We start from the raw sequence: 23,757 nt of genomic DNA, 5'->3' as shown, positions 1-23,757 counted from the left end.
CATCGAAGCCTATATGAATCAACAACTTACGAGGGGTAGATCGTTGGTTGGGGTGACCGGGCGACCGGGAACTATTGCGTGCGTCGGGGCCCGGTTTTTGTGCATAAGTCAAGCCGCCGAGACCCGTTCCGGGGCACTTTGTCGAGTCAGGGAATGCCCCGATGGCGGCTGCGGCCCTCAAGCCTGTACGGACAAGCGCATGCGCCGCGAGTGGCGGTGCACGGCCTCGACCAGGGCGCTCACATGCTCCGGCGGCGTGTGCTGGCTGATGCCATGGCCCAGGTTGAAGATGTGGCTGGGGCCGGTGCCCGGGCCGGTGTGCGGGGCGCCGAAGCTCTCGAGCACGCGGATGGCCTCGGCCTGCACCGTCTCGGGCGGGGCGAACAGCACGTTCGGGTCCAGGTTGCCCTGCAGGGCCTTGGTGTCGCCGACCGCGGCGCGGGCGCGGCCGAGGTTGACCGTCCAGTCCAGGCCGAGCACGTCGCAATCGAGCTTGCCCATTTCCTCCAGCCACAGGCCGCCCCCCTTGGTGAAGACGATGCGCGGGATGGTCGCGCCGTCGTGGGTGCGCTTGAGCTTGGCCAGCACGCGGGCGGTGTAGGCCAGGCTGAACTCCTGGAAGCGCCCGTCCGCCAGCACGCCGCCCCAGCTGTCGAAGATCATCACGGCCTGCGCGCCGGCGTCGATCTGCGCGTTCAGGTAGGTGGCCACCGCGTCGGCGTTCACCGACAGGATTCGGTGCATCAGGTCGGGCCGCGAATACATCATCGTCTTGACCAGGCGATAGTCGTCCGAGCCCGCGCCCTCGACCATGTAGCAGGCCAGTGTCCAGGGGCTGCCGGAGAAGCCGATCAGGGGCACGCGGCCCAGGAGCGCCTGGCGGATCGAGGTGACGGCGTCGAACACGTAGCGCAGCTTGTCCATGTCGGGCACGGCCAGCGCGTTGACCGCGGCCTCGTCGCGCACCGGCGAGGCGAAGCGCGGGCCCTCGCCCAGCGCGAAGCTCAGGCCCAGTCCCATCGCGTCGGGCACGGTGAGGATGTCGGAGAACAGGATGGCCGCGTCCAGCGGGTAGCGGTCCAGCGGCTGCAGCGTGACTTCGGTGGCGTAGTCGACGTTCGTCGCCAGGCCCATGAAGCTGCCGGCCTTGGCGCGCGTCGCGCGGTACTCGGGCAGGTAGCGGCCCGCCTGACGCATCAGCCACAGGGGCGTGTGGTCGGTGGCCTGCCGCAGGCAGGCGCGCAGGAACTGGTCGTTGCGAAGCGGAGCGAAAGTCATCCCGCGATTGTCGCAGGGCGCCATCGCGCGACCTTGCGCTTCGTCACGCCCCGCCCAGCCACATGGGCGCGCCGAAACTCCTTAAGCTGCCGTCCTCCGGTCTCCTCCAAGGAGCGTCCCGTGGACCTGGCGTACCCGCGCCCCCAGCTGCAGCGCGCCGACTGGCTTTCGCTCGACGGCCCCTGGCGCTTTCGCTTCGACGATGCCTGCGCCCTGCGCCACCCCGCCGACATCGACCACTGGCCGCTCGAGATCCTGGTGCCGTTCCCGCCCGAGTCGCGGGCCAGCGGCATCGGCGACACCGGCTTCCACCGCGCCTGCTGGTACCAGCGCGAGTTCACGCTGGCGCCCGACGGTGGCCGCGCGATGCTGCGTTTCGGCGCGGTCGACTACCAGGCACGCGTGTGGGTCAATGGCGCGCTGGCCGCCGTCCACGAGGGCGGTCACACGCCCTTCGGCGCCGACATCACCGACCTGCTCGATCCCGGCGGCCATCAGGTCGTGACCGTGCGCGCCGAGGACGATCCGCACGACCTCACCAAGCCGCGCGGCAAGCAGGACTGGCAGCTCGAGCCGCACGCCCTGTGGTACCCCCGCACCACCGGCATCTGGCAGACGGTGTGGGTGGAGCGTGTGCCGCGCACCTACGTCGACAAGATCCGCTGGACACCGCGGGTGGAGGGCTTCGCCATCGGCTTCGAGGCCCGCGTCGCGGGCGACCTGGCCGGCGACCTCGCGATCGAGCTGCACCTGGCGCTGGAGGGTCGCACGCTGGCCCGCGACCGCTACCGCGTGGTGGACGGCGAGGTCGACCGCTTCATCGTGCTGTCCGACCCCGGCATCGACGACTTCCGCAACGAGCTGCTGTGGAGCCCCGAACGACCGACCCTGATCGATGCCGAGGTGCGCCTGTTCGACGGCGACCGGGTCGTCGACCAGTTCCGTTCGTACACCGCGCTGCGCTCGGTCGGCACGCTGCGTGACCGCTTCATGCTCAATGGCCGGCCCTACCTGCTGCGGCTGGTGCTGGACCAGGGCTACTGGCCCGACACCCTGCTGGCCGCCCCCAGCGACGAGGCGCTGCGTCGCGACGTCGAGCTGGTCAAGGCCATGGGCTTCAACGGCGTGCGCAAGCACCAGAAGATCGAGAACCCGCGCTACCTGTACTGGGCCGACCGGCTCGGCCTGGTGGTGTGGGAGGAGATGCCCTCGGCCTACCGCTTCACCCGCACCGCCATCAAGCGCACCATCCGCGAGTGGGCCGAGGCCATCGACCGCGACTACTCGCATCCCTGCGTGGTGGTGTGGGTGCCGTTCAACGAATCCTGGGGCGTGCCGGACCTGGCCTCGCTCCAGAGCCACCGGCACGCGGTCGAGGCGATGTACCACCTCACGCGCACGCTGGACATGACGCGCCCGGTGATCGGCAACGACGGCTGGGAGTCCAGCGCCACGGACATCATCGGCATCCACGACTACGACGCCAACACCGCGCACATGCGCCAGCGCTATGGCAGCGAGATCGAGCCCGAGCAGCTGTTCGACCGGCGCCGACCGGGCGGCCGCGTCCTCACCCTGGAGGGCTATCCGCACCGCGGGCAGCCGATCATGCTCACCGAGTTCGGCGGTATCGCCTTCGACCCGCAGCCCGGTGCGCGCCGCACCTGGGGCTACACCCGCGCCGGCGATGCCGGCGCCTTCGCCGCGCTGTACGAGGAGCTGCTGGACACGGTGATCCACACCGCGCTGTTCAGCGGCTTCTGCTACACGCAGTTCACCGACACCTTCCAGGAAGCCAACGGCCTGCTCACCGCCGACCGCCAGCCCAAGATCCCGCTGGAGCGGGTGCGGGCCGTCACCAGCCGCTCACGCACCTACATCCCGGGCGGGGTCTGAGCCCGGAGGACGGCGCATGGCGGTGCGCGACTCAGAGCGAGGCGAGCAGGGCGCGCACGTCGCCCGCCGAGAGGATCTCGGAGAGCACCACCGGCGCCCGGCCCGGAACGTGCAGCACGTACACCGGCACGCCGCTGCGCCCCAGGGCGGCCAGTGCGGCGGTGATGGCGGGGTCGCGGCGGGTCCAGTCGGCCCGCAGCAGGGCGACGCGGCGCTGGTCGAGGTCGGCCAGCACCGCCGGGTCGGACAGCGTGGTCTTCTTGTTGTACTGGCAGGTCACGCACCAGGCGGCGGTGAAGTCGACGAACACCGGCCGGCCCTCGGCCTGCAGCGCGCGCACGCGCTCGGCCGACCAGGGCTGCCAGCGCGCGCCCTCGGCGCCTGCGGCGGCGCCCGTGGCCGGCGCCGGCTCGACGCGGGTCACGTACGGCCCCAGGCCCCAGGCCAGCGCGGCGAGGCTGGCGGCGGCGATGGCGCCGACGACCCAGCGCGTGCGCCCGGCCAGGGTGACCGCCCACACGGCCAGCGCCAGCGCCACCAGCAGCGCCAGCAGCGCACCGGCGCCGTCGATGCCGCTTTGCTGGCCCAGCACCCACACCAGCCACACCACGGTGGCGAACATCGGGAAGGCCATGAAGCGGCGGAAGGTGTCCATCCAGGCGCCGGGCCGGGGCAGCAGGCGCGCTGCGGCAGGCACCCAGCTCGCGGCGAGGTAGGGCAGGGCCATGCCGGCGCCCAGGGCGGCGAACACCGTCAGCGCCTGCGCCGCGGGCAAGGCGATCGCCAGGCCCAGCGAGGCGCCCATGAAGGGCGCGGTGCAGGGGGAGGCCACCGCCACCGCCAGCACGCCGGAGAGGAAGGCGTCGGCCACCGGGTGGCGCGCCTGCAGGCCGGCCAGGCGCGAGGGCAGCATCGCGCCGAACTCGAAGACGCCGGCCAGGTTCAGGCCGATCACCGTGAACAGCGCCGCCAGGGTGGCGACCATCGCGGGCGACTGCAGCTGGAAGCCCCAGCCCAGTTGCTCGCCGGCCGCGCGCAGCCCCAGCATCAGCGCGCCCAGCGCGAGGAAGGAGGCCAGCACGCCGGCGGTGTAGGCCAGGCCGGCGAGGCGGTGGCCGCGGGTGTCGCCGGCGTGGCGGGCGAAGCCCACCACCTTGATCGCCAGCACCGGGAACACGCAGGGCATGAGGTTCAGGATCAGCCCGCCCACCAGGGCGCCGAGCAGGGCGGCGAGCAGCGAGGGCGGCGGACCCGCCGGGGTGGCCGCCGCATTGCGCGCGAGGGCCTCCTGCAGCGCGGGCGAGACGCCGGCCGCCTGGGCCACCGGCGGCCAGGCGCCGGCGACCGCCAGCTCGGTGCGCCAGGCGCGCGCGCCGTCGGCCACCACCACGGCCAGCCGCCCGGGGCTGTCGGCGCGCATCGGCGAGAGCGGGAGGTCGGCCGTCCAGGCGGCGCCCTGCCAGGCCTGGGTCCAGGCGCCGGCCGGTTCGACGATGGCGTTGGCCTCGGGGTAGACCTCGAGCCTGCGGCCCTGCGCGTCGGCCGGCAGGCCGGGCACCGTGACCTTCAGCCGGCCGCCCTCGACTCGCGCGGCGCCGGCGGCGGCGAGGGCCCGGGGGCGCGCGTCCCAGGCGGCCTGGAAGGCGGCCGCCTGCAGCGCGGTGCTGCCACGCAGCGGCACCCTGAGGGCGAACTCGCCCTCTTCGGGGATGCACTCCTTGCGGCACACCAGCCAGCTGGCCTTGAGCCTCACCTCCAGGTCCTGCGCCAGCGGGGCGGGGCGGAAGCCGGCGTCCACCGTCACCGGCACGGGCAGCAGCACGGTGCCCTCGTAGCCATAGTTGGCGAGGTTGCCGATCGGGATCTTCTTCGGCGTGGGCCAGTCGATCTCGCCCGCAGCCAGCCCTGGCGGCAGGGTCCACTGCAGCGAGGTTGCCAGGCCGGAGTCGCCGGGATTCTTCCAGTAGGTGTGCCACTCGGGCTGGTGGGCGATGCGCAGGCCCAGCCACAGGGGCTTGCCGGGGGCCACGCCCTCGGGCGCATGGGCCACCAGCTCGGCGCGCACCCGCTCGGTCGTCACCTCGGACCGGGCGAGGCCCTGGGCCGCCGCGGGCCCGGCCCACGCGCCCAGGCCGGCGAGGAGTGCGGCCAGCATGAAACGGATCAACGTCATGGGCGGGATTGTCCCCGCTCGTGCGACGTGCCGCCGGGTGACGCCCGGCTGACGGCAGCCCGCCCCGGGGCTTTCGGCGCAGGCGGCGGCGCCTTATCCTCCGCGCCCGGCGAAAAAGAGGTCTTTGGTTCTACCGTGTGTCGTCGGCGCCCGCGCAGACCCCACACGCACCTTCCGCAGAGGACGCCATGAAAACCACCCCCACGCCCCCGACGCAAGCCAACGCTCCCGCCTCGTCTTCCTCCACCACCACCACTTCGACTCCCCGGGTCTCGCCGCAAGTTCGCGTCGGCGGCCCCTCGGCGGGCGGGTCCTCGCCCGCCCTTCCTCCTGCCCTTGCCGGTGCCCGGGTCTCGCAGGCCGAGGCCCCGTCCAGCTGGTTCAGGACCCTGGCCCGCGCGGCCGCCACGTTCGCGAACGACCTGGAGGACATGCTGTTCCCCGTCCACCTGCTGCGCGCTTGCGGGGCGCAGCCGCTGACGCCGGCCCGGCCGGCCTGCGGGGATGGCAAGTCGGTCACGGCGGCGCCGGAGGTCCGGCGGGGCGGGGCCGCGGTCGCGGCCAGGAAGCAGCTGGCCACCTGGTGTGCCAAGAACCCGGCCGCCTCCCTCGGGGACCGCGCCGCCCTGTTCACCGATGCCAAGACCCAGGGCCTGCGCGATACCGTTGCCCGGGTGATTCACGCCGATTGCGGCGAGACGCTGCGCGCCATCGCCCACCGCTGCGTGGCGGCCGTGGCCGGGCCGGCGAAGGCCGCGGCCGAGAAAAACAGGCCCCTGTCGAAGGGCGCGCTCCAGAACCTGCTCGTGCAAGCCTTCCGCGCCGGATTCGGGGAGGTCGCGCAGAAAGGCATCGGCTCACCCGAGCTCTGGAAGTTCATGCTGGACGTGAGCACCCAGGTCAGAAAATGGGAGTCGCGCACCGGCCGCGGCGACATGGCGGCCGCCCACGTGGTGCCCAATCTCCTGATGGCGGCCGGCCTGGCCGCTGCCGCCCGTGACCTGGCCGCCTCCGCCTCGCCAGCGGAAAGGCGGCTCTACGAGACCCTGGTGGAACTCACGCCCGCACTGGCGGGCGCCACCCACGTGATGGAAGACCCGACGGTCGAAATGCAGGCCGCTCTCGAGGTCACCCATGCCTCATCCGACGTGATGGCGTACTGCGCTCGCCTGCTGGTCGCCGCCGACGTCGAGGAGCGGCGCAAGCTGGGCGACTCCAAGGCCCAGGGTGGGGCCCGGCCGGAGGCGGCTGCTGGCCAGCCGGGTCGGCCTGGCACCCCGTCCACGACCCTGGAGCACCCGGAGCCCTCCCGGACGGATTTCCTGACCTCGGCCGCCGCCGAGCTCGACGACTGACCCTTCACGCCGGCAGCGGCAGCGCGGTCTTGTAGCGAACCTGCTTGAGCGCGAAGCTGGAGCGGATCTTCTCCACCCCCGGGATGGGGGTGAGCTGGTTCAGGATCAGGCGCTCGAGCGCCCCCATGTCGGCGATGGCGACCCGGATCAGGTAGTCGCTGTCACCCGTCATCAGGTAGCACTCCATCACTTCCTCCAGCTCCCCGATGCGGCGCTCGAACTCCGCCAGCGCCGCCTTCGACTGCTCCTTCAGGCTGATCGAGATGAACACCGACAGCCCCAGCCCCAGCGCCTTCGGGTCGGCCAGTGCCACGTAGCGCTGGATCACGCCGGCCGCCTCGAGCGCCTTGACCCGCGCCAGGCAGGGCGAGGGCGACAGGTGGACCCGCCGGGCCAGCTCCACGTTGGTGAGGGAGCTGTCGTCCTGGAGCTGGGCCAGGATTCTGAGGTCTATCGTGTCGAGTTGCATTCGGTGCTGCGTGAGGTCTGTTTCTTGGCAGTTTATGCTGCCAAAGGCGTCTGTCGGGCTCATTTCGGAATGGAATTTTCCGGCGCCTTGCCTACAGTGCCTAGGCACTGGAGCCCGTTTCATGACCGACCACAGCATCGCCCGCTTCCTCGCCGCCCCGGGGACCGACATCGACCCCGCCGAGACCGCCGAATGGCGTGACGCCTTCCTCGCCCTGGTCGCCACCGAAGGCCCCGAACGGGCCCGCTTCATCCTCGACCAGCTCGCCATCCTGGCCCGCGACCCGCGCGTGGGCTGGTCCCCCGAGCTGGTCACGCCCTACGTCAACACCATTCCCGTGGACAAGCAGCCGGTCTTCCCCGGCGACCTCGCCATCGAGGAGCGGCTGGCCTCCCTCATGCGCTGGAACGCGCTGGCCATGGTGGCGCGGGCCAATGCCGCCTACGGCGAGCTGGGCGGCCACATCGCCAGCTACGCCAGCGCGGCGGACCTGTTCGAGGTCGGCTTCAACCACTTCTTCCGCGCCCGCAACGCGCAGCAGGGGGGCGACCTGGTCTTCTTCCAGCCGCACAGCGCGCCCGGCGTCTATGCCCGCGCCTTCATGGAAGGCCGCCTCACCGAGAACGACCTGGCCCACTACCGCCAGGAGATCACCGCCCCCGCCGCCGGCGCGCGCGGCCTCTCCAGCTACCCGCACCCGTGGCTGATGCCGGACTTCTGGCAGTTCCCCACCGGCTCGATGGGCATCGGCCCCATCAGCTCCATCTACCAGGCCCGCTTCATGCGGTACCTCACCCACCGCAACCTGTTGAACTGCGAAGGCCGCAAGGTCTGGGGCGTGTTCGGCGACGGCGAGATGGACGAGCCCGAGAGCATGAGCGCCCTCACCCTGGCCTCGCGCGAGAAGCTGGACAACCTGGTCTGGGTGGTGAACTGCAACCTGCAGCGCCTCGACGGCCCGGTCCGCGGCAACGGCCGCATCGTCGACGAGCTCGAGAAACTGTTCCGCGGCGCCGGCTGGAACGTCATCAAGCTGCTCTGGGGCAGCGACTGGGACGGCCTGTTCGCCCGCGATGCCGACGGCGCCCTGGTGCGCGCCTTCGCCGACACGGTGGACGGCCAGATGCAGACCTTCGCCGCCAAGGACGGCCGCTTCAACCGCGACCACTTCTTCAACCAGAACGAGGCCCTCGCCCGCCTGGCCCAGGGCATGACGGACGAACAGATCGACCGCCTCAAGCGCGGCGGCCATGACCTGGTGAAGGTGCATGCTGCCTACGCCGCGGCCGCGGCCCACCGGGGCCAGCCCACCGTGATCCTGGCCCACACCAAGAAGGGCTACGGCATGGGCACGGCCGGCCAGGGCCGCATGACCACCCACAGCCAGAAGAAGCTGGACGAGGCCGCCCTGATCGAATTCCGCAACCGCTTCAACCTGCCCCTCACCGACGCCCAGGCCGTGGGCCTGGAGTTCGCCAAGCCCGCCGAGGGCAGCCCCGAGGCGACCTACCTGCATGCGCGCCGCGCCGAACTCGGCGGCTACCTGCCGCAGCGCCACACCGAGTGCCCGCAGCTGCCGGTGCCCGAGGTCGCCAGCTACGCGCAGTTCGCGCTGCAGGCCGACGGCAAGGAAATGTCCACCACCATGGCCTTCGTGCGCCTCCTGGGCAACCTGCTGAAGGACAAGGCGCTCGGCCCGCGCATCGTCCCCATCGTCGCCGACGAGGCTCGCACCTTCGGCATGGCCAACCTGTTCAAGCAGGTCGGCATCTATTCGAGCGTCGGCCAGCGCTACGAGCCCGAGGACATCGGCTCGGTGCTCTCGTACCGCGAAGCCCTCGACGGCCAGATCCTGGAGGAGGGCATCAGCGAGGCCGGCGCCATCGCCAGCTGGACGGCCGCCGCCACCAGCTACAGCGTGCACGGCGTGCCGATGCTGCCGTTCTACATCTACTACTCGATGTTCGGCTTCCAGCGCATCGGCGATGCGATCTGGGCCGCCGCCGACCAGCGCGCCCGCGGCTTCCTGCTCGGCGCCACTTCGGGCCGCACCACGCTGGGCGGCGAGGGCCTGCAGCACCAGGACGGCAGCAGCCACCTGGTGGCCGCCACCATCCCGAACTGCAAGGCCTACGACCCGGCCTTCGCCGGCGAGATGGCGGTGCTGGTGGACCAGGGCATGCGCGAGATGCTGGTGGAGCAGCAGGACGTCTTCTACTACCTCACGCTGATGAACGAGAACTACGCGCAACCCGACCTCCCGGCCGGCGCGCGCGAGGGCGTGATCCGCGGCGCCTACCGCTTCGCCACCTACGGCGAGGGCGCGCCGCGCATCACGCTCCTGGGCTCGGGCGCCATCCTCACCGAGGTGATCCAGGCGGCGCAGCAGCTCGCCGCCGAGGGCATCGCCAGCGAGGTGGTCAGCGTCACCAGCTGGAGCGAGCTGGCGCGTGACGGCATCCACTGCGAGCAGCGCGCGATCCGCGGCGAGGCCCGCACCACGCCCTGGATCCGCTCGCTGCTGGCGGGCGGCCAGGGACCCATCGTCGCCGCCACCGACTACGTGCGCGCCGTGCCCGAGCAGGTGCGCGCCCACCTGCCGGAGGGCCGCCGCTTCCTCACCCTGGGCACCGACGGCTTCGGCCGCAGCGACACGCGCGCCGCGCTGCGCGCCTTCTTCGGGGTGGATGCCGCGCACATCGCCCGCGCCGCGCGCCACACCCTCGCCGCCTGATCCCCTCTCTTCCCGGCCCTCCCGCGCGGGGAAGGGCCGGGGCGGGGGCCGGGCGCGCCCGCCCGGCCCGAGGCACTAAGATCCGCCCCATGCCCACCCGCACCCGCTTCTGGTCCGACCTCACCACCCGCGAGTTCGCGCAGCGCCAGTCCAGCGGCGTGGCCGGGCGCACCGTCGCCGTGCTGCCCGTGGCCGCCACCGAGCAGCATGGACCGCACCTGCCGGTGAGCGTGGACCAGACCCTGGTCGACGGCATCGTCGCCGCCTGCCTGCCGCACCTGCCCGCGGACCTCGAGGCGCTGTTCCTGCCCACGCAGGCGGTGGGACGCAGCCCCGAGCACATTCGCTTCCCGGGCACCCTCACGCTCTCGGCCGAAACCCTGATCCGCCTGTGGACCGAGATCGGCGAGTCGGTGGCGCGCGCCGGCGTGCGCAAGCTGGTGCTGCTCAACTCGCACGGCGGCCAGGTCAGCGTGATGGACATCGTCGCGCGCGACCTGCGCACCCGCTGCGACCTGATCGTCTACAGCGTCAACTGGTACGACCTGCCGCTGGGGGACGACATCAACGCCCTGTTCCCGCCGGGCGAGCACCGCTTCGGCATCCACGGCGGCGACATCGAGACCTCGATGATGCTGGCGCTGCGTGCGCAGCACGTGGACATGACCCGCGCCCAGGACTTCCGCTCCACCTCGCAGGACCGCGCCGCCACCTACGCCATCCTCGGCAACGGCCGCAGCGCCAAGCTCGGTTGGCAGATGCAGGACTACAACCCGCAGGGCGCCGCCGGCAATGCCGCCGCCGCCAGCGCGGACAAGGGCCGCGCCGTGGTCCAGGCCGCGGGCCGGGCCTTCGCGCAGCTGCTGCAGGAGGTGGCGCAGCTGCCGCTGTCCACCCTCAGCGACCGTCCGCAGTTCCCCGACTGAGCGCCCCGCGGGGCTTCGCCGGTCGCTGGCTGGGCGCCCGCCCCGTCCTACGCCAGCTTGCGAGGCCGGGAGGCCGGGATCCGCGCCCGGCGTGCCTAGAGTGGCGCGGTTGCCAGCGAAGGAGCGCACGATGACTGCAGTCGCCGATGTCATGACCCGGGGGGTTCGCAGCATGAGCCCCGACGACACCCTGGTGAAGGCCGCCCAGGCCATGGAGGAACTCAACGTGGGCGCGATCCCGGTGTGCGACGGCGACCGGCTCGTGGGCATGGTCACCGACCGCGACATCGTCGTACGCGGCGTGGCCCAGGACCTGGACCTCAGGAACTGCCGCCTCTCCGAGATCATGAGCGGGCATGTGCGCACCGTGCGCGAAAGCGACGAGGTCAACGACGTGCTGTCCGAGATGGCCAGCTGCCAGATCCGGCGCATGCCGGTGGTGGACGCGCAGGACCACCTGGTCGGCATCATTTCGCTGGGTGACATTGCCACCAAGAGCCCGGGCGAGCAGGGCGACGTCGCCCTGTCCCTGGGCGACATCTCCACGCCGGCCGAGCCTGACCGCTCGCACCAGTCGCAGGCCAGCGGGTCGCAGGGCGGCGGGTCCTCCAGGTCACAGACGCAGTCGGGTTGACGCGTCGGTCGGCGCGGGGCTGGCCCGGCTCCTGCTTGTCCGTGGCAAGACAAGCAGGTACCCCCGAGCCCCCGATGACCCCGAAAGAACCGAAGCCGCCGCTTCCCCCCTTCACCGCCGAGACCGCCGCGCGCAAGGTGCGCATGGCGGAGGACGCATGGAACTCCCGCGACCCGGCCCGGGTGGTGCAGGTCTACACCGAGGACACCCGCTGGCGCAATCGCGCCGAATTCCCGGCGGGCCGCGAGCAGGTTCGCCAGTTCCTCGAGCGCAAATGGGCCCGGGAGCTGGACTACCGCCTGATCAAGGAGCTGTGGGCCTTCACCGGCAACCGCATCGCGGTGCGCTTCGCCTACGAGTGGCATGACGACTCCGGCCAGTGGTTCCGCAGCTATGGCAACGAGAACTGGGAGTTCGATGCCGACGGCTTGATGCAGCGCCGCTTCGCCAGCATCAACGACCTGCCGATCGCCGCCGGGGAGCGCCTGTTCCACTGGCCGCTCGGCCGCCGGCCCGACGACCATCCCGGCCTCGGCGACCTGGGGCTGTGACGGTCATGCCCGCGACCTTGCAGGTCTCGCAGGCCGCGCCGCCCGCGTCCGTGGCCGACCCGCTGTGGCAGCACCAGCTCGGGCTGCTGCTCGCGTCCACCGGGGAGGGCATCTTCGGCATCGACCTGGGCGGGCACTGCATGTTCATCAACCGCGCCGCCGCCGAGATGCTGGGGTGGGAGGCGCCGCAGGTGCTCGGTCGCAACATGCACGACCTCACCCACCACTCGCACGAGGACGGCTCCCCGTACCTCGATACCGACTGCCCCATCTTCAACGCTTTTCGCCGCGGCCTGCCCTGTCGCATCGACACCGAGGTGTTCTGGCGCCGTGACGGCACGGCGTTCCCGGTGGAGTACTCCAGCTACCCCATCCTCGACGGCGAGGAGGTACGCGGCGCCGTCATCACCTTCGTCGACATCACCGACCGCAAGCGCGCCGCCGACGCCCTGCACCGCGCCAAGGCCGAACTCGAGCAGCGCGTGGCCGAGCGCACGCGCGAGCTGTCGCAGGCCCTGGCCCGCCAGCGCGAACTGGCTGCCTGGTCGGAGTCGGTGCGGGAGGAGGAGCGCACCCGCATCGCGCGCGAGGTGCACGACGAACTGGGCAGCCTGCTGGTGGCCCTCAAGATGGACGTGAACTGGCTGGACAAGCGCCTGGCCGAGCTCGGCGACGGCGAGCCGCAGCTGCGCCTGCGCTGCAAGTGCCAGCGCATGGGGCGGCTGATCGAGGACGCCGTCGACAACGTGGGACGCATCATCACCGACCTGCGCCCCAGCATCCTCGACCACCAGGGCCTGTGGGCCGCGCTCGAGTGGCAGGCCCACGAGTTCGTGCAGTCCGCCGAGCTCGCCCTGGACTGGGCCATGCCCGAGGCCGCCGGCTTGCCCGACCTTCCCGAGCCGCAGGCGATGGCGGTGTTCCGTATCTTCCAGGAGATGCTCAGTAACGTCGGCCGGCATGCGCAGGCGCGCCGCGTCGCCATCACGATCGCCGTCGGCGAGGCCTTGCGCATCACCGTGCGCGACGACGGCCGCGGCGCGCCGCCCGAGGCCTTCGAGGCGGCCACCGCCTATGGCGTCATGGGCATGCGCGAGCGCGCCGGCCACTTCGGTGGCCGCCTGGCCATCGACAGCGCGCCCGGCCGGGGCGCCGCCTTCACCCTCACCATGCCCCTGACCCATGACTGACCCGATCCGCGTCCTCATCGGCGACGACCACCGCATCGTGCGCGAAGGCCTCAAGCAGCTGTTGTCCGACGCGCCCGAGGTGGTGGTGCGGGCCGAGGCCATCGATGGCAACCAGGTCCTCGCCGAGGTCGCCACCCTGGGCGGCCCCGAGGGGCTGGACATCGTGCTGCTGGACATCGCCCTGCCCGGTCGCGACGGCCTCGACGTCCTGCAGGCGCTGCGCCGGGAGTGGCCGCGCCTGCCGGTGCTGATGCTCTCCACCTACCCCGAGCGCCAGTACGCGGTGCGCTGCATCAAGCTGGGAGCGGCCGGCTACCTCAATAAGAGCGCCGATGCCGACGACATGGTCGCGGCCGTGCGCAAGGTGGCGGCTGGCGGCGTGTACGTGACGCCAGCCACTGCCGAGGCCCTGGCCACCGCGGTGGGCAGCGCAGGCACCCGGTTGGGGCCCGAGGCGCTCTCGCACCGTGAGCATCAAGTATTCAGGCTCCTCATTTCGGGGCATACCGTGAGCGAAATCGGTGCGCAGCTCCAGCTGGCGCCCAACACGGTGAGCACCTACCGCGCGCGCATCCTGGAAAAGACCGGCACCAAGAACGACGTGGAGCTGGCGCTGTACGCCGAAAGGCATGGCCGCACCGCCGGCGTGTAGGGCCGCCCCTACACGCCCTCGACGCGGCGTCGACGATCTGCATCTGCCTGGCCTGGGCGGGCCCGAACAGGCTTGGCGCTTGCAAGGCATCGGCATCTTCAAGAGAGGAGGTGCCCACGATGCCCGAACACCACGATGCCTACGATGCCGACCGCCCCCTGATGCTGCGCTGCGCCTGCGGCCAGGACCATGCGCCCGGCGAGCATGACGCCGCCACCCGCGCGGCCCTGAGCGAGGAGGAGGCCTCGCGCAACTTCATCGAGGCCGCCCTCGTCAAGGCGCTGTTCCCGGTGGACAGCGTGCGCCGCGGCTTCCTCAAGGCCGTGGGCGCAGGCACCGCGCGGGCGGCCATTGCCTCGGTGCTGCCGGTGGCCTCGCTGCAGGCCATGGCGCAGGACAAGGGCACGCCCGAGAAGCGGGACCTGAAGGTGGGCTTCATCGCCATCACCTGCGCCTCGCCGCTGATCATGGCCGACCCCCTGGGCTTCTACAAAAAGGAAGGCCTCAACGTCCAGTTGATGAAGACCGCGGGCTGGGCCCTGATCCGCGACAAGATGATCAACAAGGAGCATGACGCGAGCCACTTCCTCTCGCCCATGCCGATCGCCATGAGCATGGGCCTGGGCTCGAGCCAGGTGCCGATGAATGTGGCCAGCATCCAGAACACCAACGGCCAGGCGATCACGCTGCACGTCAAGCACAAGGACAAGCGCGACCCGAAGCAGTGGAAGGGCCTGAAGTTCGCCGTGCCCTTCGAGTACAGCATGCACAACTTCCTGCTGCGGTACTACCTGGCGGAGAACGGCCTGAACCCCGACACCGACGTCCAGATCCGCGTGACCCCGCCGCCGGAGATGGTGGCCAACCTGCGCGCCGGCAACATCGACGGCTTCCTCGGCCCGGACCCGTTCAACCAGCGCGCGGTGTACGACGAGGTCGGCTTCATCCACATCCTGTCCAAGGAGATCTGGGACGGCCACCCGTGCTGCGCCTTCGGCGTGAGCGACGAGTTCATCAAGCAGAACCCGAACAGCTTCGCCGCCCTGTACCGCGCGGTGCTCACCGCCTCCCACATGGCCAGCCAGCCCAAGGACCGCGAGCTGATCGCCAAGGTGATCGCGCCGGCCCAGTACCTGAACCAGCCCGAGGCGGTGTTGAACCAGGTCCTCACCGGCAAGTTCGCCGACGGCCTGGGCAACATCCGCAACGTGCCCGATCGCGCCAACTTCGACCCGGTGCCCTGGCAAAGCATGGCGGTGTGGATGCTCACGCAGATGAAGCGCTGGGGCTACATCAAGGGCGACGTCAACTACCGGCAGATCGCCGAGAAGATCTTCCTGCTCACCGACGCCAAGAAGTACATGGCCCAGGCCGGCTTCAAGCCGCCGGAGGGCGCCTACCGCAAGTTCAAGGTCATGGGCCGCGAGTTCGATCCGGCCAAGCCCGAGGACTACGTCAAGAGCTTCCCGATCCACAAGATGGCCTGACGCATGAAGACGCTGAAATTCAAGGCCACCCTGGTCTCGCTGCTGCTGCTCGCGGCCCTCCTGGGGATCTGGCATGTGGCGACCCTGCCGGCCGGCGGCTCCGCCGCCAGCACCGCGGGCATGACGGCCGAACAGGTCGAGTACCTGAAGATGATGGGCAAGGACCCGGGGGCGCAGAAGTCCACCGGCTTTCCCACCGTCGGCCAGGTCGCGGTCGCCATCGGCAAGCAGCTGGCCGACCCGTTCTACGACAACGGCCCCAATGACAAGGGCATCGCCATCCAGCTGGGGCACTCGCTGGGCCGCGTCGGCCTGGGCTTCCTGTGCGCGGTGCTGGTGGCCGTGCCGCTGGGCTTCGTGATCGGCATGTCGCCGCTGCTGCATCGCGCGCTCGACCCCTTCATCCAGGTGCTCAAGCCGATCTCGCCGCTGGCGTGGATGCCGCTGGCGCTCTACACGATCAAGGACTCGTCCATCTCCGGCGTGTTCGTGATCTTCATCTGCTCGGTGTGGCCGATGTTGATCAACACCGCCTTCGGCGTGGCCTCGGTCAAGCGCGAGTGGCTGAACGTGGCCCGCACGCTGGAGGTCACGCCCCTGCGCAAGGCCTTCCTGGTGATCCTGCCGGCCGCGGCGCCCACCATCCTCACCGGCATGCGCATCTCCATGGGCATCGCCTGGCTGGTGATCGTGGCCGCCGAGATGCTGGTGGGCGGCACGGGCATCGGCTACTTCGTCTGGAACGAGTGGAACAACCTGTCGCTGACCCACGTGATCTTCGCCGTCCTGGTGATCGGCGTGGTCGGGATGCTGCTGGACCTGGCGTTTGCACGCCTGCAGAAGTGGGTGACCTATGTGGAGTGAAGAACGCATGAACCAAGCCGCGCCTGCCGCCCCGGCGTCCGCGCCGGCCTTCCTCAAGATCGAGGGCCTGGCCAAGACCTATGTCCCGGGCAAGCCGGTGTTCTCCGGCGTCTCCTTCGACATCGCCCGCGGCGAGTTCGTCTGCATCATCGGCCACTCGGGCTGCGGCAAGACCACCATCCTGAACGTCCTCGCCGGCCTCGACGAGGCCAGCGAAGGCCTGGTCTTCATGGACGGCCGCGAAGTCTCCGGCCCCAGCCTGGAGCGCGGCGTCGTCTTCCAGGGCCATGCCCTGATGCCCTGGCTCACGGTGCGCCGCAACGTCGCCTTCGCGGTGCAATCGCGCTGGCCCGAATGGACCCGCGAGCAGGTCGATGCCCAGGTGGAGAAGTTCGTGTCCATGGTCGGCCTGCCCCACGCCATCGACAAGAAGCCCTCGCAGCTGTCCGGCGGCATGAAGCAGCGTGTGGGCATCGCCCGGGCCTTCTCCATCCAGCCGAAGATGCTGCTGCTCGACGAGCCTTTCGGCGCGCTGGACGCCCTCACGCGCGGCACGATCCAGGACGAGCTCATGGCCATCGTGCGCGAGACCCAGCAGACCGTCTTCATGATCACGCACGACGTGGACGAGGCCATCCTCCTGGCCGACCGCATCGTCCTCATGACCAATGGCGCCGAAACCGCCGGCGGCTATGTCCCCGGCGGCATCGCCGAGATCGTCGCCAACCCGCTGCCGCGCGAGCGCACCCGCGCGGGCCTGCACCACCTGCCCGGCTACTACGAGCTGCGCAATCACATCGTCGATTTCCTCGTCTCCCGCGCCCGCGCGGGCGGCGGCCACTGAAAAACAACCAAGGAGCCAACGCACATGAACCGCAACGACATCACTGAAAAGATCATCGCCACCAAGGTGTCCAAGGGCATCACGTGGGAGTCCGTGGCCAAGAAGGTCGGCCAGTCCAAGGAGTGGACCACCGCCCTGTGCCTGGGCCAGATGACCGCCACCGCCGCCCAGGCCAAGGTCCTGGGCAAGATCTTCGGCCTCACCGCCGACGAGCAGAAGTGGCTGCAGGTCGTCCCCTACAAGGGCTCGCTGCCCACGCAGGTGCCGACCGACCCGCTGATCTACCGCTGGTACGAGATCGTCAGCGTCTACGGCACCACCATCAAGGAGCTGATTCACGAGGAGTTCGGCGACGGCATCATGAGTGCGATCGACTTCTCCATGGACATCGTGCGCCAGCCCGATCCGAAGGGCGACCGCGTCAACGTGGTCCTCTCGGGCAAGTTCCTCCCGTACAAGACCTATTGAGCGTCGCGTCCCCGCATGCCGGGATAATCCTGGCATGCGCATCGAGACCCTCCAGCAACGCCTGCGCGCCCTCCAGGCGCTGCCGCGCCACGAGCAGCGCGTGCTGCGCCTGTGGTCGCAGGCCCTGCCGCAGGACCAGGGCGCGCGGCGGCTGGAGACCTTCATGCCGCGGCCGCTGCTCGAGGCGCTCCCGGACATCGAGCGCGAGCTCGAGGGGCTGGCCCGCATCCAGTCCATCCACCCTGGCAGCGACGGCTCCGAGCGCCTGCTCGTGGCGCTGGCCGACGGCCAGGCCGTCGAGAGCGTGCTGCTGCCCCGCGACGGCCTGTGCGTGTCGACCCAGGTGGGCTGCGCTGTCGGCTGCGTCTTCTGCATGACGGGCCGCGAGGGCCTGGTGCGCCAGGTCGGCAGCGCCGAGATCGTGGCCCAGGTCGCCCTGGCGCGGCGCCGGCGGCCGGTGAAGAAGGTGGTCTTCATGGGCATGGGCGAGCCCGCCCACAACCTGGACAACGTGCTCGAGGCCATCGACCTGCTCGGCACCGTCGGCAACATCGGCCACAAGAGCCTGGTCTTTTCCACCGTGGGCGACGAGCGCGTGTTCGAGCGCCTGCCGCAGGGACGGGTGAAGCCGGCGCTGGCGCTGTCCCTGCACACCACCAAGGCCGACCTGCGCGCCGAGATCCTGCCGCGCGCCCCGCGCATCGACCCGCGGGACCTGGTGGAGGCCGGCGAGCGCTACGCGCGCGCCACCGGCTACCCGATCCAGTACCAGTGGACGCTGATCGAGGGCCTGAACGACGGCGACGATGAACTCGACGCCATCGTGCAGCTGCTGAAGGGGAAGTACGCGGTGATGAACATGATCCCGTTCAACACCGTCGAGGGGCTCGATTTCCAGCGCCCCTCGTGGGAGAAGGCCGCCGCCATCGCCCGCCACCTCCATCGGCGCGGCGTGCTGACCAAGCTGAGGCAGTCGGCCGGCCAGGATGTCGAGGGGGGCTGCGGCCAATTGCGGGCCCGCGCGGCGCGGCCGGCGGGCCGGGTCATCCCGGTGCTGCCTGCGGCGCCCGCCGCAGGCTGACCGGGGGCGCCAGCCTCAGCGGCTGCCGCCGGACTTCGTCGAGCGGTTGTTCTGGCTGCGGGCCTGGCCGCCCTTGCGGCCCGCCTCGCGGGCCTCCTCGGAACTGAACTCGTGGGCCGTGCCCTTCTCGTGGGCCGCGCGGCCGCCCTGGCTGGCGATCTCGCGCTGGCGTTGCGGGTCCATCGAGGCGAAGCCGCGGTTCGAGCCGCCCTTGCTGCTGCCGGGGTTGGATGCCATGGTCGGTACTCCTTGGGAAATGCGAAGAGAAGAATCCATGGCCAGCACCGTGCTGACCATGAAGGCATTGAGTGCTTCGCTCCCCCTGGCGCTCGTCAGGTGGGAAACCAGAGCCTTGTAGGACGAAGGCGCTTGCCTACACGGGCTCGAGTTGCGCGGCGCGCAGGCGTTGCAGCAGCGGGCCGGCTTCGGGCGGCAGGGCCACGCTGCGGTCGTCCGCGCGCAGGCTCTCGAGCAGGCGGCCGATCGCGGTGGCATGGGGCAGCACCGGGCCCAGGAAGCGGGCCTGGTCGCCATGCGCGATCAGCAGCGTCGGGAAGGTTTCGATGTCGACGTCCCCCACCGCGTCGGCCTCGTCCTCGATGTCGACCCACGCGAACGACACGCCCGGGTGCAGTTTGGCCTCGGCGGCGAGGTCCCCGCGCCAGCCGCGGCAGGTGCCGCACCAGTCGGCGCACAGGCAGATCACCTGCCAGTCGCCCGCGGGCGCTTGGGACTTCTCGGTGGCGTGGTGCGTGGTCATGGGTCAGGCCGCAGTGTAGCGGGGGCTCAGGCGGCGCCCGGTGAACCCGCGGCGCCCGGGTCGCTCCAAGGCCTGCCCCACCCCGTCAAGAAGGAGCCGCCATGGCCCGTCGCTACGCCCCACTGGCCCAGCACAAGGTCGAGGAAAACATGCACGAGTTCAAGCGCGGCACGCTGCGAAGCGGCACCGGCGCGAAGGTCACGAACCCCAGGCAGGCCGTGGCCATCGGCCTGTCCGAGGCGCGCAAGGCCGGCGCCAAGGTGCCGCCCGGCCCCGGCAAGCCGCAGGCGCCCAGCCGCCCGCGGACGCCGCGCTGAACGGCCGCTCAGAGCTGCCCGCTCAGAGCCGTACCTGGCCCTCGACGCAGGTCACCGAGTCGCCGCCGACCCAGATCGTGCCGGTGGCGGCGTCTCGGACCACGTGCACGCGCCCGGCGCGTCCCAGCGCCGTGCCCTGGCTCGCCACGTACTGCGCCGGCGCCAGCCCGGCGCCGATCAGCCACTGCGCCATCGCGGCATTCAGGCTGCCGGTCACCGGGTCCTCGGCGATGCCGCCGTGGCCGGGGAAGAAGGCCCGTACCTCGAACGCGCAGTCGCCGTCGTCGCGCGGGGCGACCACGCCGACCTTGCCGCGCGGTCCTGCCACGCCCACGAACAGGCCGGCCAGCACCCCGCCGTCCGGCTTGAGCGCCAGCACCTGCCCGGACGATCGCAGCATCACGCCGCGCCATCCCGGGCCGTTGTCGCACCAGGCGTGGTGCAGGATGTCCGAGCGGGCCACGCCGAGGCCGCGGGCCACCAGGTCCAGGTCGGCCTCGTCCAGCGGGCCGCCGCGCACCAGGGGCGGCGCTGCGAACGCGAGCCGCGCGCCGTCACGGCGCAGCCGGACCAGGCCGACGCCGCACTCCTGCACCACGTACTCGCCCTTCGGCTTGCCGCCGGCCTGCAGCCAGGCGTGGCAGCTGCCGAGGGTGGGGTGGCCGGCGAAGGGCAGCTCTCGCCCGGGGCAGAAGATGCGAAGCCGGTAGTCGGCCTCGGGGTGCGTGGGCGGCAGCACGAACGTGGCCTCGGACAGGTTCGTCCAGTCGGTGAAGCGCTGCATCTCCTCGGTCGACAGGCCGGTGCCATCGAGTACGACGGCCACCGGATTGCCGAGGAACGGGGTCGGCGTGAATACGTCGACCTGCTGGAAGGGGCGAAGGCGCATGGGAGTCCTGCGAGGGGGCGGAGGGCGGGGTCAGACCTGGAGCATCCAGGCCGCCGTGACGACCAGCACCACGGCCAGCACGCGGTTGAACCACAGCAGGCGCCGGCCCTGTGCGAGCCAGGTCCGCAGCAGCGAGCCCGCCAGCGCGTAGGTGAAGTTGCTGCCGAAGGCGTACAGCACCATGAAGGCCGCGACGATCGCCAGGCGCTCCCCCGGGTTGCCCGCGGGCTGCCCGCCGGCGTTGATCACCCAACCCGCGGTCAGCGTCAGCGCCAGCATCCACGCCTTGATATTCACGAACTGCAGCAGCACGCCCTGGCCGAAGGTCACGTGCAGCTTGTGCGCGTCCACCTGCGAGAGCGTCGCCTGGCGTGCCAGGTTGCGGGCGAGCCAGAGCATGTAGCCCACGCCGGCCAGCTTCACGCCCCAGCGCAGCGCCGGCACGCCGGTGACGACCGCGCCCAGGCCCAGCCCGCAGGCCAGGATCAACAGCGCCCAGCCCGTGGGCACGGCCAGGCAGAAGCGCAGGGCGCGGCGCAGGCCGAAGTTGGCGGCCAGCGCGGTGGACAGGGTGGTGTTGGGGCCGGGCGAGAAGGTCATCGCCGAACAGAACACCAGCAGCGCGGTCAGTTCACTGGCATTCATGGATGCGGGCGGGAGGGCGGGGCATGCGCCGCACTGTAGCGGCTCATCGCACCGGCCCGCCTCGGGGGAAGCCCCGGCCGGCCGGGGCAGGGGGGACTGCGGAAGTCGTCAGAGCGCGCCGAGCGCCTCCCAGCGCTCGAGGGCGGCCATGAGCTGGTCCTCGATCTCGGCGCTGCGTGTGGCGAGTTGCGCTGCGCGAGCGCCATCGGTGCTGTAGAGGCTGCCGTCGGCGAGGAGGTCGGTGATCGACTGCTGCTCCTTCTCCAGCGACTCGATCAGGGCCGGCAGGCCCTCGAGTTCACGCTGCTCCTTGTAGCTCAATTTGCGCTTCGCGCCCGGAGCCGCCGAGGTCGCCGCGACCGGGGTCGGTGCCGGCGCGGCGGCCTTGGGGGCGGGCGCCGCGGCCTGGGCAGCCAGGGCCTGGGCGCGGCGCGACTGCGTCAGCCAGTCTTGCACGCCGCCTTCATATTCGCGCCAGCGGCCGTCGCCTTCGAAGGCAATGGTGCTGGTCACCACGTTGTCCAGGAAGCTGCGGTCATGGCTCACGAGGAACACGGTGCCGGCGTAGGTCTGGAGCAGTTCCTCCAGCAGTTCCAGGGTGTCGATGTCCAGGTCGTTCGTGGGTTCGTCCAGCACCAGCACGTTGGCCGGCCGGGCGAACAGGCGCGCCAGCAGCAGGCGGTTGCGTTCACCGCCCGAGAGCGAGCGCACCGGCGAGGCCGCGCGCGCCGGCGAGAACAGGAAGTCGCCCAGGTAGCTCTTGACGTGCTTGCGCTGGTCGCCGATCTCGATCCACTCGCTGCCGGGGCTGATGAAATCTTCCAGCGTCGCGTCCAGGTCCAGCGCGTTGCGCATCTGGTCGAAGTAGGCGACCTGCAGGTTGGCGCCCTGGCGCACCTGGCCCCGGTCCGGCGCCAGCTCGCCCAGGATCATCTTCAGCAGCGTGGTCTTGCCCGCGCCGTTCGGGCCGATCAGGCCCACCTTGTCCCCGCGCAGGATGGTGGCCGTGAAGCCCCGCACGATGGTCCGGTCGCCGAAGGACTTGGAGACATCGGTCAGTTCGGCCACGATCTTTCCGCTCGGAAGCCCGGAGGCCACGTCCAGCTTCACCCGGCCCAGCGCCTCGCGGCGGGCGGCGCGGCTGCGGCGCAACTGCTCCAGCCGGTTGATGCGGCCCTGCGCCCGCGTGCGGCGCGCCTCGACCCCGCGGCGGACCCAGACTTCCTCCTGCGCCAGCAGCTTGTCCGCCTTGGCATTGATCACGGCCTCCTGGGCCAGCTGCTCCTCCTTCAGCGTCTGGTAGCGGCTGAAGTTGCCGGGGTAGGAGCGCAGCTGCCCCCGGTCGAGTTCGACGATCCGCGTGGCGACGCGATCCAGGAACGCCCGGTCGTGGGTGATGGTGACCACGCTGCCCTTGAAATCCAGCAGCAGGTCCTCCAGCCACTCGATGGCGTCCAGGTCCAGGTGGTTGGTGGGCTCGTCCAGCAGCAGCACGTCGGGTCGCGTCACCAGCGCCTGGGCCAATGCCACCCGCTTGCGGGTACCGCCCGAGAGCGTGCCGATGCGCGCCTGGCCGTCGAGGCGCAGCCGGTGCAGGGTTTCCTCCACCCGCTGCTGCCAGTTCCAGCCGTCCTGGGCCTCGATCTGGCGCTGCAGGCTGTCCAGGTCGCCCTGGCCGTGGGTGTACTGCTCGATCAGCGCCAGGACGGGTGCGACGCCCGCGCGGACGGATTCGAAGACGGACGCCTCAGGGTCCAGGTCCGGCTCCTGCGCGACGTAGGCGATCCGCAGGCCTTGCTGGAGCTGCAGCAGCCCGTCGTCCGGCTTTTCGAGCCCCCCCAGGATCTTGAGCAGCGAGGACTTGCCGGCGCCGTTGCGCCCGATGAGCCCCACGCGTTCGCTGGTCTCCAGGGCGAAGTCAGCGTGATCCAGCAGTGGCACATGGCCGAAAGCGAGCTGGGCATTGGAAAGAGTCAGGAGAGCCATGCGGACGCACAAAAAGAGAGGCGGAGTAGGTTATCATCGCGCCCCCTCAGGAACTTCCTGACGGCCGGATCGTCACAATCGATCGCCTGCGGCAACCCTTCTCATGGAGATGTGGGAGCCGCCACTTGAAAAGCGAGAAGTTGCCAGCACTTCCAGTGCCGGGATCCAGCCCGAAAGTTGTGTCATAATCGAGGGCTTCGCTGATTGCGGCGCTTGTTTCCAAGGAGGCGGCGCTGCGGGTGGTGGAGGAAGTCCCTGACTTCTGGGTGGCTCGAAGAAATCTTCAGAAATTTTCGAGTTGCTCGCCGAAGATGAAAAATTCGGTATAGAATCGAGGGCTTCGCTGATCACGGCGCTGAGTTGGAAACGACGAGGCGAACGAGGTTGGCGAGTAGCGAGTCTGGTCGGTAGCGACGAGGCAAGCGACGAAGAAAAGTTTGCCGGTTCTTAAAAAATCGTGCTAGAATTCAAGGCTTCGCTGATCGCAGCGAAGGCGGCAAGAAAGAAGCGGGTTGCTTTGATTTTGCGAAGTGTTCGTTAACAACACACAGCCGATAA

Annotated in this window: 22 protein-coding genes; 14 read left to right on the top strand and 8 right to left on the bottom strand. The window is 70.6% G+C overall.

Annotated elements, in window-relative coordinates; genetic code table 11:
* Nucleotides 1–177 precede the first annotated feature (177 nt).
* Nucleotides 178–1,278, bottom strand: a complete 1,101-nt coding sequence (hemE, locus tag ACFQZY_RS16710; RefSeq protein ID WP_377417913.1) for a uroporphyrinogen decarboxylase — start codon at nucleotides 1,276–1,278, stop codon at nucleotides 178–180.
* 120 nt (nucleotides 1,279–1,398) lie between these two features.
* On the opposite strand from hemE, the gene ACFQZY_RS16705 reads away from it, so the two are divergent.
* Nucleotides 1,399–3,174, top strand: a complete 1,776-nt coding sequence (locus ACFQZY_RS16705) for a glycoside hydrolase family 2 TIM barrel-domain containing protein (RefSeq protein ID WP_377417911.1) — start codon at nucleotides 1,399–1,401, stop codon at nucleotides 3,172–3,174.
* Nucleotides 3,175–3,205: 31 nt separating this feature from the next.
* Here the strand turns inward: ACFQZY_RS16705 and ACFQZY_RS16700 are convergent, their stop codons facing one another.
* Nucleotides 3,206–5,347 carry a protein-disulfide reductase DsbD family protein gene (locus ACFQZY_RS16700; protein WP_377417909.1) on the bottom strand — a complete coding sequence of 714 codons (2,142 nt, stop codon included), beginning with the start codon at nucleotides 5,345–5,347 and terminating at the stop codon, nucleotides 3,206–3,208.
* A 188-nt stretch (nucleotides 5,348–5,535) separates the two neighbouring features.
* Between ACFQZY_RS16700 and ACFQZY_RS16695 the strand changes: the two genes are divergently transcribed.
* Nucleotides 5,536–6,702, top strand: a complete 1,167-nt coding sequence (locus ACFQZY_RS16695; protein WP_377417908.1) for a hypothetical protein — start codon at nucleotides 5,536–5,538, stop codon at nucleotides 6,700–6,702.
* Between the two features lie 4 nt (nucleotides 6,703–6,706).
* On the opposite strand, the gene ACFQZY_RS16690 is transcribed toward ACFQZY_RS16695, so the two are convergent.
* On the bottom strand, nucleotides 6,707–7,171 hold the full coding sequence (locus ACFQZY_RS16690; protein WP_377417906.1) for an Lrp/AsnC family transcriptional regulator: 465 nt from the start codon (nucleotides 7,169–7,171) through the stop codon (nucleotides 6,707–6,709).
* Between the two features lie 121 nt (nucleotides 7,172–7,292).
* Here ACFQZY_RS16690 and mdeB point away from each other — a divergent pair, with 121 nt between their 5' ends.
* The 11 genes from mdeB to ACFQZY_RS16635 all read left to right on the top strand — a co-directional run bounded on the left by mdeB (nucleotide 7,293) and on the right by ACFQZY_RS16635 (nucleotide 18,602).
* Complete coding sequence (mdeB, locus tag ACFQZY_RS16685) at nucleotides 7,293–9,905, top strand: alpha-ketoglutarate dehydrogenase (RefSeq protein WP_377417904.1); 2,613 nt, start codon at nucleotides 7,293–7,295, stop codon at nucleotides 9,903–9,905.
* An 89-nt stretch (nucleotides 9,906–9,994) separates the two neighbouring features.
* Nucleotides 9,995–10,831 (top strand): creatininase family protein, encoded by an 837-nt coding sequence (locus ACFQZY_RS16680; RefSeq protein ID WP_377417902.1) that lies wholly within the window; start codon nucleotides 9,995–9,997, stop codon nucleotides 10,829–10,831.
* Nucleotides 10,832–10,961: 130 nt separating this feature from the next.
* Nucleotides 10,962–11,465, top strand: a complete 504-nt coding sequence (locus ACFQZY_RS16675) for a CBS domain-containing protein (RefSeq protein WP_377417900.1) — start codon at nucleotides 10,962–10,964, stop codon at nucleotides 11,463–11,465.
* A gap of 74 nt (nucleotides 11,466–11,539) precedes the next feature.
* On the top strand, nucleotides 11,540–12,016 hold the full coding sequence (locus ACFQZY_RS16670) for a DUF1348 family protein (protein WP_377417898.1): 477 nt from the start codon (nucleotides 11,540–11,542) through the stop codon (nucleotides 12,014–12,016).
* Between the two features lie 5 nt (nucleotides 12,017–12,021).
* On the top strand, nucleotides 12,022–13,206 hold the full coding sequence (locus tag ACFQZY_RS16665) for a PAS domain S-box protein (protein WP_377417894.1): 1,185 nt from the start codon (nucleotides 12,022–12,024) through the stop codon (nucleotides 13,204–13,206).
* Nucleotides 13,199–13,858: a response regulator gene (locus tag ACFQZY_RS16660; RefSeq protein ID WP_377417892.1), complete on the top strand. Its 660-nt coding sequence runs from the start codon at nucleotides 13,199–13,201 to the stop codon at nucleotides 13,856–13,858. The genes ACFQZY_RS16665 and ACFQZY_RS16660 overlap by 8 nt, the downstream gene beginning before the upstream one ends.
* Before the next feature lie 119 nt (nucleotides 13,859–13,977).
* A complete protein-coding gene (locus tag ACFQZY_RS16655) occupies nucleotides 13,978–15,345 on the top strand; it encodes a CmpA/NrtA family ABC transporter substrate-binding protein (protein WP_377417890.1) in 1,368 nt (455 codons plus the stop codon).
* A gap of 3 nt (nucleotides 15,346–15,348) precedes the next feature.
* A complete protein-coding gene (ntrB, locus tag ACFQZY_RS16650) occupies nucleotides 15,349–16,209 on the top strand; it encodes a nitrate ABC transporter permease (protein ID WP_377417888.1) in 861 nt (286 codons plus the stop codon).
* Nucleotides 16,199–17,053 carry an ABC transporter ATP-binding protein gene (locus tag ACFQZY_RS16645; RefSeq protein ID WP_377417886.1) on the top strand — a complete coding sequence of 285 codons (855 nt, stop codon included), beginning with the start codon at nucleotides 16,199–16,201 and terminating at the stop codon, nucleotides 17,051–17,053. Before ntrB ends, ACFQZY_RS16645 begins: the two co-directional genes overlap by 11 nt.
* 24 nt (nucleotides 17,054–17,077) lie before the next feature.
* Nucleotides 17,078–17,521, top strand: coding sequence for a cyanase (gene cynS, locus ACFQZY_RS16640; protein WP_377417884.1), 444 nt, complete (start codon nucleotides 17,078–17,080; stop codon nucleotides 17,519–17,521).
* 34 nt (nucleotides 17,522–17,555) lie between these two features.
* Nucleotides 17,556–18,602, top strand: coding sequence for an RNA methyltransferase (locus tag ACFQZY_RS16635; protein WP_377417882.1), 1,047 nt, complete (start codon nucleotides 17,556–17,558; stop codon nucleotides 18,600–18,602).
* A gap of 15 nt (nucleotides 18,603–18,617) precedes the next feature.
* On the opposite strand, the gene ACFQZY_RS16630 is transcribed toward ACFQZY_RS16635, so the two are convergent.
* Both ACFQZY_RS16630 and ACFQZY_RS16625 read right to left on the bottom strand, forming a co-directional pair.
* Nucleotides 18,618–18,839, bottom strand: coding sequence for a KGG domain-containing protein (locus ACFQZY_RS16630; RefSeq protein WP_377417880.1), 222 nt, complete (start codon nucleotides 18,837–18,839; stop codon nucleotides 18,618–18,620).
* 136 nt (nucleotides 18,840–18,975) lie between these two features.
* Nucleotides 18,976–19,362, bottom strand: a complete 387-nt coding sequence (locus ACFQZY_RS16625) for a thioredoxin family protein (protein WP_377417878.1) — start codon at nucleotides 19,360–19,362, stop codon at nucleotides 18,976–18,978.
* 101 nt (nucleotides 19,363–19,463) lie between these two features.
* Between ACFQZY_RS16625 and ACFQZY_RS16620 the strand changes: the two genes are divergently transcribed.
* Nucleotides 19,464–19,679, top strand: coding sequence for a DUF6496 domain-containing protein (locus ACFQZY_RS16620; RefSeq protein ID WP_377417876.1), 216 nt, complete (start codon nucleotides 19,464–19,466; stop codon nucleotides 19,677–19,679).
* 22 nt (nucleotides 19,680–19,701) lie between these two features.
* Here the strand turns inward: ACFQZY_RS16620 and ACFQZY_RS16615 are convergent, their stop codons facing one another.
* The 3 genes from ACFQZY_RS16615 to ACFQZY_RS16605 form a co-directional block, all read right to left on the bottom strand.
* Nucleotides 19,702–20,568: a PhzF family phenazine biosynthesis protein gene (locus ACFQZY_RS16615; RefSeq protein ID WP_377417874.1), complete on the bottom strand. Its 867-nt coding sequence runs from the start codon at nucleotides 20,566–20,568 to the stop codon at nucleotides 19,702–19,704.
* Between the two features lie 30 nt (nucleotides 20,569–20,598).
* The gene (locus tag ACFQZY_RS16610; RefSeq protein WP_377417872.1) at nucleotides 20,599–21,213 is read right to left on the bottom strand and encodes a LysE family translocator; all 615 of its coding nucleotides are present in this window, start codon (nucleotides 21,211–21,213) and stop codon (nucleotides 20,599–20,601) included.
* 108 nt (nucleotides 21,214–21,321) lie between these two features.
* Nucleotides 21,322–23,199, bottom strand: a complete 1,878-nt coding sequence (locus ACFQZY_RS16605; protein WP_377417870.1) for an ABC-F family ATP-binding cassette domain-containing protein — start codon at nucleotides 23,197–23,199, stop codon at nucleotides 21,322–21,324.
* Between the last annotated feature and the right edge of the window lie 558 nt (nucleotides 23,200–23,757).

The organism is Ramlibacter sp. GCM10027632 (genome assembly GCF_042675325.1).
GTDB lineage: Bacteria > Pseudomonadota > Gammaproteobacteria > Burkholderiales > Burkholderiaceae_C > Ramlibacter.
Note: the sequence above shows the minus strand (reverse complement) of the source record. Positions and strands in the feature narration are given on the sequence as shown.